The sequence below is a fragment of the Nocardioides sp. genome, assembly GCF_035481145.1.
Classification (GTDB): domain Bacteria; phylum Actinomycetota; class Actinomycetes; order Propionibacteriales; family Nocardioidaceae; genus Nocardioides.
The window spans coordinates 1-6,445 of the sequence record NZ_DATIHB010000156.1 but is presented as its reverse complement, the minus strand read 5'-3'; the positions used below and the strand labels follow the sequence as shown (position 1 = coordinate 6,445).

The window sequence follows — 6,445 nt, the reverse complement described above, 5'->3', positions numbered from 1 at the left end:
GGACGGCGCGGGCCACGGCATCGTGCAGCGCGATCGCCTCCGGGTTCGGCTTCGCCGGCATCAGGTGGTGGTGCGTGCGCCCCTCGAGCACGCTGCCGACCATCTCGCCGAGCGAGGCGAGCATCTCGTTGCCGCTCGCCTCGAGCAGGGTCTGGTGGAAGAGCTGGTCGCTGTGAAGGAACTCCTCCAGCGCACCGTGCCCGCCGTGGATCTCCATGTCGCGCACCGCGTCTGCCAGCTGACGGCTCTGCTCGGCGGTCGCCCGCGTCGCGGCGAGGCGCGCCGCCACCGGTTCGATGCCGAGGCGCAGCTCTGACAGGGAGAGCAGCTGGGCGACCCGGTCGTCGCCGGCGAGGCGCCAGCGGATGACTTGTGGATCGAACACGTTCCAGGCGGCGCGCTCGCGCACGGTGAGGCCGACCCTGCGCCGGGAGGCGATCAGTCCCATCGACTCCAGCACCCGCACTGCCTCGCGCGCGACGCTGCGGGACACGGCGTACTCCTGGCAGAGCCCGTCGAGCGTCAGCACGGCCCCTGGCTGGAGCCTGCCCGCCGTGATGGCGGCGCCGAGGGCATCGAGCACGGACCCGTGCAGCGCGCGGCCAGCGGGGGAGTCGGTCATGCGCACAGCGTGGCACGGGACGAGCTCGGACGAAAGAGCAGATGAATAATCGTCAAGGCCTTGCAAAAGGCATACCTTTTGGTATCTCATGTGACTACCACCACATGAGGGAGAGATCATGACTGCTCGGCACACCGCTCCGACCCTGCTCGTGGTCATGGGTGTCTCCGGCTCCGGCAAGACCACCGTCGGCGCGGCGCTCGGCCAGCGCCTGCGCGTGCCCTTCGCCGACGCCGACGACTTCCACCCCGCGGCGAACGTCGCCAAGATGGCCGCCGGCCAGGCGCTCGACGACGACGACCGCTGGCCGTGGCTCGAGACCATCGGCGCCTGGCTCGCCGCGCACGACGCCACGGGCGGTGTCATGAGCTGCTCGGCGTTGAAGCGGCGTTACCGCGACCAGTTGCGCCACCACGCGCACCGTGTGGACTTCCTCCACCTGCACGGCAGCCGCGAGCTCATCGCCGATCGTCAGGCAGCACGCTCTGGCCACTTCATGCCGGCCTCCCTGCTCACCTCGCAGTTCGCGACGCTCGAGCCCCTTGCCCCGGACGAGCACGGCCTCGTCCTGGACGTCGACCTCCCGGTCGACGACCTCGTCCAGCGGTACGTCGACGCCCGACGCGCCCCTCAGAAGAAGTTCTCAGAGAAGGAGATCCGATGAGCGTCCTCGTCCTGCCGATGGCAGGTGCTGACCTGATCGAGCCGGTCGCCCCTGGCTGGCAGCTGATCACGGCCGCCCTCAGTGCGATCGCGCTGATCGTCGTGCTGATCATGGTGCTGAAGGTCCACCCGTTCCTCGCCCTGATCGGCGGCGGCCTCACCGTCGGCGTCGTCTCAGGTGTGCCGATCGAGGGCGTCCTCACCAGCTTCACCACGGGCTTCGGGTCGACGGCGGCTGGAGTCGGCATCCTGATCGCGCTCGGTGCGATGTTCGCCAAGCTCCTCGCCGACTCCGGCGGCGCGGACCAGATCGTCGACACGATCGTCGGCCACGCCTCGCCCCGGATGCTCCCGTGGGCGATGGCGCTGGTCGGCGCGATCATCGGCCTGCCGATGTTCTTCGAGATCGGCCTCGTCCTGCTGATGCCGGTCATCTACCTGGTCGCACGCCGTTCGCAGCTCTCGCTGGTGACGGTCGGCATCCCCGCCCTGGCCGGCCTCTCGGCGATGCACGGCCTCGTGCCGCCGCACCCTGGTCCGCTCGTCGCGATCGACGCGCTCGGTGCCGACCTCGGCACCACGCTCGCCTTCGGCGTCCTCGTCGCGATCCCGACCGTCGTCGTCTCCGGTCCGCTCTTCGGCCGGCTCGCCGGCCAGTGGGTCGTCGTCCCCGCCCCGACCCGCTTCGACGCGGACGCCGAGGTCGTCGACACCGGCCGGCGCCGTCCGGCGTTCGGCATCACGATGGCCTCGGTCCTGTTGCCGGTCGTCCTGATGATGGGCAAGGCGCTTGCCGACATCTTCATCGAGGACCCGACCGACCCGACCCGCCGGGTGCTCGACGTCCTCGGTGCCCCGTTGGTGGCACTCCTGATCGCGGTCGTCGTCGCCATGTTCACGCTGGGCCGCGGCGCCGGCTTCGGTCGCGCCGAGATCAGCAAGATCATCGAGGGATCGCTGCCTGCGATCGCCGGCATCCTCCTCATCGTCGCTGCCGGTGGTGGCTTCAAGCAGGTCCTCGTCGACACCGGCATCGGCACGATGCTCGCCGACTGGGCCACCGAGGCCAACGCCTCCGTGCTTCTGCTCGCCTGGGTGCTCGCCGTGCTGATCCGCCTGGCCACCGGCTCCGCGACCGTTGCGACGATCACGGCCAGCTCGCTCATGGTTGGTCTCGTCGACGGCCTCTCCTCGGGGGAGACCTCGCTGGTCGTCCTCGCGATCGGTGCGGGCTCGGTCTTCTTCTCCCACGTCAACGACGCCGGGTTCTGGCTGGTCAAGGAGTACTTCGGCCTCTCCGTGGGGCAGACCATCAAGACCTGGTCGGCGATGGAGACCGTCCTGTCGGTCACCGGTCTGGTCATGGTGCTGCTGCTCGGGCTCGTCATCTGAGTCCGGTTTTGGAGCGGCCGCCCACAGGTGGCAGAATTGTCCGCTGGTCCCGGTTCACGCTCGTCCGTCCGGACGTGCGACCCGGAGCCCTCGAATCCCAGGAGAAGTTGTGAAGAAGGACATTCACCCCGAGTACGTCGTCACCGACGTCACCTGCACCTGCGGCGCGTCGTTCCAGACCCGCAGCACGCTCACCTCGGGCAAGATCCACTCGGACGTGTGCTCGCAGTGCCACCCGTTCTACACGGGCAAGCAGAAGATCCTCGACACCGGCGGCCGCGTCGCGAAGTTCGAGGCTCGCTACGGCAAGAAGTAGCAGCTTCCGGGCGCCGGCCCCCGCATTCGTGCGGGCGGCCGGCGCTCGTCATTTCTCGACAGGCTCGATGACCGGACAGCAGGGACGTGGAGATGTTTGACGCCGTAGAGGGACTCGCCGCCGAGCACGCAGAGCTCGAGCAGCGCCTCGCCGACCCCGCGACCCATGCCGACCAGGGCCTGGCCAAGCGCCTCAACCAGCGGTACGCCGAGCTCTCGGCCATCGTGCGCACGTGGCGGGAGTGGCAGCAGCTCGGCGAGGACATCGACGCTGCCCGGGAGCTCGCCGCCGAGGACCCCGAGTTCGCCGCGGAGGCCGAGACGGCTGCTGCGCGCCGCGACGAGGTCGCGGAGAAGCTGCAGCAGCTCCTTGTGCCGCGCGACCCCAACGACGGCAAGGACGCGATCCTCGAGGTGAAGTCGGGGGAGGGAGGCGAGGAGTCCGCGCTCTTCGCCGGTGACCTGCTGAGGATGTACACCCGCTACGCCGAGCGCCGCGGCTGGACCGTGCAGGTCCTCGACTCCACCGAGTCAGACCTGGGCGGCTACAAGTCCGTCACCGCCGCGGTGAAGGCGAAGGGCACCCCTGCACCGGGCGAGGCGCCCTATGCCCTGCTGAAGTTCGAGGGAGGCGTCCACCGCGTCCAGCGCGTGCCGGCCACCGAGTCGGCCGGGCGGATCCACACCAGCGCCGCCGGTGTACTCGTGATGCCGGAGGCAGAGCAGGTCGACGTGGAGATCAATGACAACGACCTGCGCATCGATGTCTTCCGGTCCGGCGGGCCTGGTGGCCAGAGCGTCAACACCACCGACTCGGCCGTGCGCATCACGCACCTGCCGACCGGGATCGTGGTCAGCTGCCAGAACGAGAAGTCGCAGCTGCAGAACAAGGAGTCCGCGATGCGCGTCCTGCGCGCGCGCATGCTCGCCGCTGCCGAGGAGGCTGCCGCGAGCGAGGCCTCCGACGCCCGCAAGGCCCAGATCCGCACCGTCGACCGCTCCGAGCGGATCCGCACCTACAACTTCCCGGAGAACCGGATCTCCGACCACCGCACGGGCTACAAGGCCTACAACCTCGACACCGTCCTCGACGGCGAGCTGCAGCCCGTGATCCAGAGTTCCGCCGACGCCGACCTTGCTGACCGTCTGGCACGCCTCGAGGACGGTGAGTCATGAGCCGGATCCGCGCCACCGTCACCGAGGCCACCCGGCGCCTGGCCCAGGCCGGCGTCGAGTCGCCCGAGTCGGATGCGCGCCTGCTCGTCGCGCACGTCCTGCAGGTCAGCCCGGGAGAGCTCCCGCTGCTGGATCTCCGCGGCCGCGACATCTCTGCGGGGGAGTGGGACGCCCTGGAGGACCTGCTCGGCCGCCGCCAGAGCCGCGAGCCGCTCCAGCACCTGACCGGCCTCGCGCACTTCCGCCACGTCACGCTCGAGGTCGGGCCGGGGGTCTTCACCCCGCGCCCCGAGACCGAGCTGCTCGCCGGCTGGGCGATCGACACGCTGCGCGCGCTGGCCGCCGGGAGCGACCGGGCTCCGGTCGTCGTCGACCTCTGCACCGGCTCGGGCGCCATCGCCAAGGCGATCGCGGCCGAGGTCCCGCAGGCGCACGTGCACGCCGTCGAGCTCGACGAGCCGGCGCACGCCTGGGCCGCGCGCAACCTGGCGGGCACCGGCGTCGACCTGCGCCAGGGTGACGCCTTCGCGGCGTTCCCCGAGCTGGCCGGCACGGTCGACGTCGTCGTCTGCAACCCGCCGTACATCCCGCTCGAGGCGTGGGAGTCCGTCGCCGTCGAAGCGCGCGACCACGACCCGCACCTCGCTCTCTTCTCGGGCGACGACGGTCTCGACGCGATGCGCCTGCTGGAGGCGCACGCTGCGACCCTGCTGAAGCCCGGCGGAGTCGTCGGCGCCGAGCATGCCGACGTCCAGGGCGAGTCCGCCCCGGCCGTCTTTGCCGCCACCGGACGCTGGCGCGAGGTGCGCGACCACCAGGACCTGGCAGGTCGTGCGCGCTTCCTGACGGCGCGGCTGGCACGATGAGCCCCGTGAAGCGCTTCCCGGTCACCGATCCCGCCACGCGCGAGGAGGCCCTCGAGGCCGCGACTCTCGCCGTACGCCGGGGCGAGCTCGTCGTCCTGCCCACCGACACCGTCTACGGCATCGGTGCCGACGCCTTCGACCCCGCCGCCGTACGCCGGCTGCTCGCGGCCAAGGGTCGCGGCCGGGAGATGCCGCCACCGGTCCTGATCGGTGCCGCCTCGACGATCGAGGCGCTCGCGGTCCGGATCCCGGAGTGGGTGCGCGCGCTGACCGCTGAGTTCTGGCCCGGCGCGCTGACCATCGTCCTGCACCAGCAGCAGTCGCTGCAGTGGGACCTAGGCGACACCCGGGGCACCGTCGCGGTGCGCATGCCCGACGACGAGGTCGCCCTCGCGCTCCTCGAGCGCACGGGCCCGCTGGCCGTCAGCTCGGCCAACCTCACCGGCCACCCGGCCGCGACCGACGCCGACGCGGCCGAGGAGATGCTCGGCAGCGAGATCACGGTGCTGCTCGACGGCGGCCCGTCGGCCGGGGCCCAGCCCTCGACGATCATCTCCGCCACCGACGCCGACGCTCCGCGCGTCCTGCGCTTGGGCGCGCTCAGCCTCGACCAGCTCAATGCCGTCACCGTCCCGCTCGGGGTCACGCTCACGGCCGGCGACGCCGTCGACGAGGGCTGATGCGCGAGTATCTCGTCGTCTTCCTGGTCGCCGCCTCGGTGACCTACCTGCTGACCGTCATCGCGCGCGAGATCGCGCTGCGCACCGGTGCCGTCGCCCAGGTCCGTGACCGGGACATGCACGTCATCCCGATCCCGTACTTCGGGGGCATCGCGATGCTCGGCGGCATGGTCGCGGCGTACCTCGTCGCCCGGCACCTGCCCTTCCTCAGCGCCAAGAACCCCGGCAACGTCTTCCGTGACGCGGGGGTCGTGCTCGTCGCGGGTGCGCTGATCTGCGCGATCGGCGTCCTCGACGACCTGCTGGAGCTCGACGCGCTCACCAAGCTCGGTGGGCAGGTCGTGGCAGCGGGCCTGCTCATCCTCTTCGGGGTCACCTACCTGCACTTCCCTCTGCCGGGCATCGGCCAGTTCTCGCTGCCGCCCGACCTCGCCTCGCTGCTGACCGTCGTCACGGTCGTGGCGACGGTCAACGCGGTCAACTTCGTCGACGGGCTGGACGGCCTCGCTGCGGGCGTGGTCGGCATCGGAGCCAGTGCCTTCCTGCTCTTCTGCTACCAGCTGGCCAACCTCAACGGACAGGTGCTGGCCTCGACCGCTGCACTCCTCTGCGCGGCCCTCGCCGGTGCCTGCGCAGGCTTCCTGCCGCACAACTTCCACCCGGCGCGCCTCTTCATGGGCGACAGCGGATCGATGCTGCTGGGCCTCGTCCTCGCGGCCTCGGCACTCACG

8 protein-coding genes are annotated in these 6,445 nt (G+C 70.8%); 7 read left to right on the top strand and 1 reads right to left on the bottom strand.

Going from position 1 to position 6,445, the window contains the following annotated elements; genetic code table 11:
- On the bottom strand, positions 1 to 622 hold a 622-nt coding region (locus VLF38_RS13315), incomplete at its 3' end, for a FadR/GntR family transcriptional regulator (RefSeq protein ID WP_325271727.1).
- A 118-nt stretch (positions 623 to 740) separates the two neighbouring features.
- On the opposite strand from VLF38_RS13315, the gene VLF38_RS13310 reads away from it, so the two are divergent.
- The 7 genes from VLF38_RS13310 to VLF38_RS13280 all read left to right on the top strand — a co-directional run.
- Positions 741 to 1,286 carry a gluconokinase gene (locus tag VLF38_RS13310; RefSeq protein WP_325271726.1) on the top strand — a complete coding sequence of 182 codons (546 nt, stop codon included), beginning with the start codon at positions 741 to 743 and terminating at the stop codon, positions 1,284 to 1,286.
- Positions 1,283 to 2,677, top strand: a complete 1,395-nt coding sequence (locus VLF38_RS13305) for a GntP family permease (protein WP_414689398.1) — start codon at positions 1,283 to 1,285, stop codon at positions 2,675 to 2,677. Before VLF38_RS13310 ends, VLF38_RS13305 begins: the two co-directional genes overlap by 4 nt.
- Positions 2,678 to 2,786: 109 nt before the next feature.
- The gene (gene rpmE / locus VLF38_RS13300; RefSeq protein ID WP_131580988.1) at positions 2,787 to 2,993 is read left to right on the top strand and encodes a 50S ribosomal protein L31; all 207 of its coding nucleotides are present in this window, start codon (positions 2,787 to 2,789) and stop codon (positions 2,991 to 2,993) included.
- A 92-nt stretch (positions 2,994 to 3,085) separates the two neighbouring features.
- Entirely contained in the window at positions 3,086 to 4,168 is a 1,083-nt protein-coding gene (gene prfA, locus VLF38_RS13295) for a peptide chain release factor 1 (protein ID WP_325271725.1), read from the top strand.
- Positions 4,165 to 5,034 (top strand): peptide chain release factor N(5)-glutamine methyltransferase, encoded by an 870-nt coding sequence (gene prmC, locus VLF38_RS13290; RefSeq protein ID WP_325271724.1) that lies wholly within the window; start codon positions 4,165 to 4,167, stop codon positions 5,032 to 5,034. Before prfA ends, prmC begins: the two co-directional genes overlap by 4 nt.
- A complete protein-coding gene (locus VLF38_RS13285) occupies positions 5,031 to 5,714 on the top strand; it encodes an L-threonylcarbamoyladenylate synthase (protein ID WP_325271723.1) in 684 nt (227 codons plus the stop codon). Before prmC ends, VLF38_RS13285 begins: the two co-directional genes overlap by 4 nt.
- A partial coding sequence (locus VLF38_RS13280) for an MraY family glycosyltransferase (protein WP_325271722.1) occupies positions 5,714 to 6,445 on the top strand: 732 nt, incomplete at its 3' end. The genes VLF38_RS13285 and VLF38_RS13280, both read left to right, overlap by 1 nt.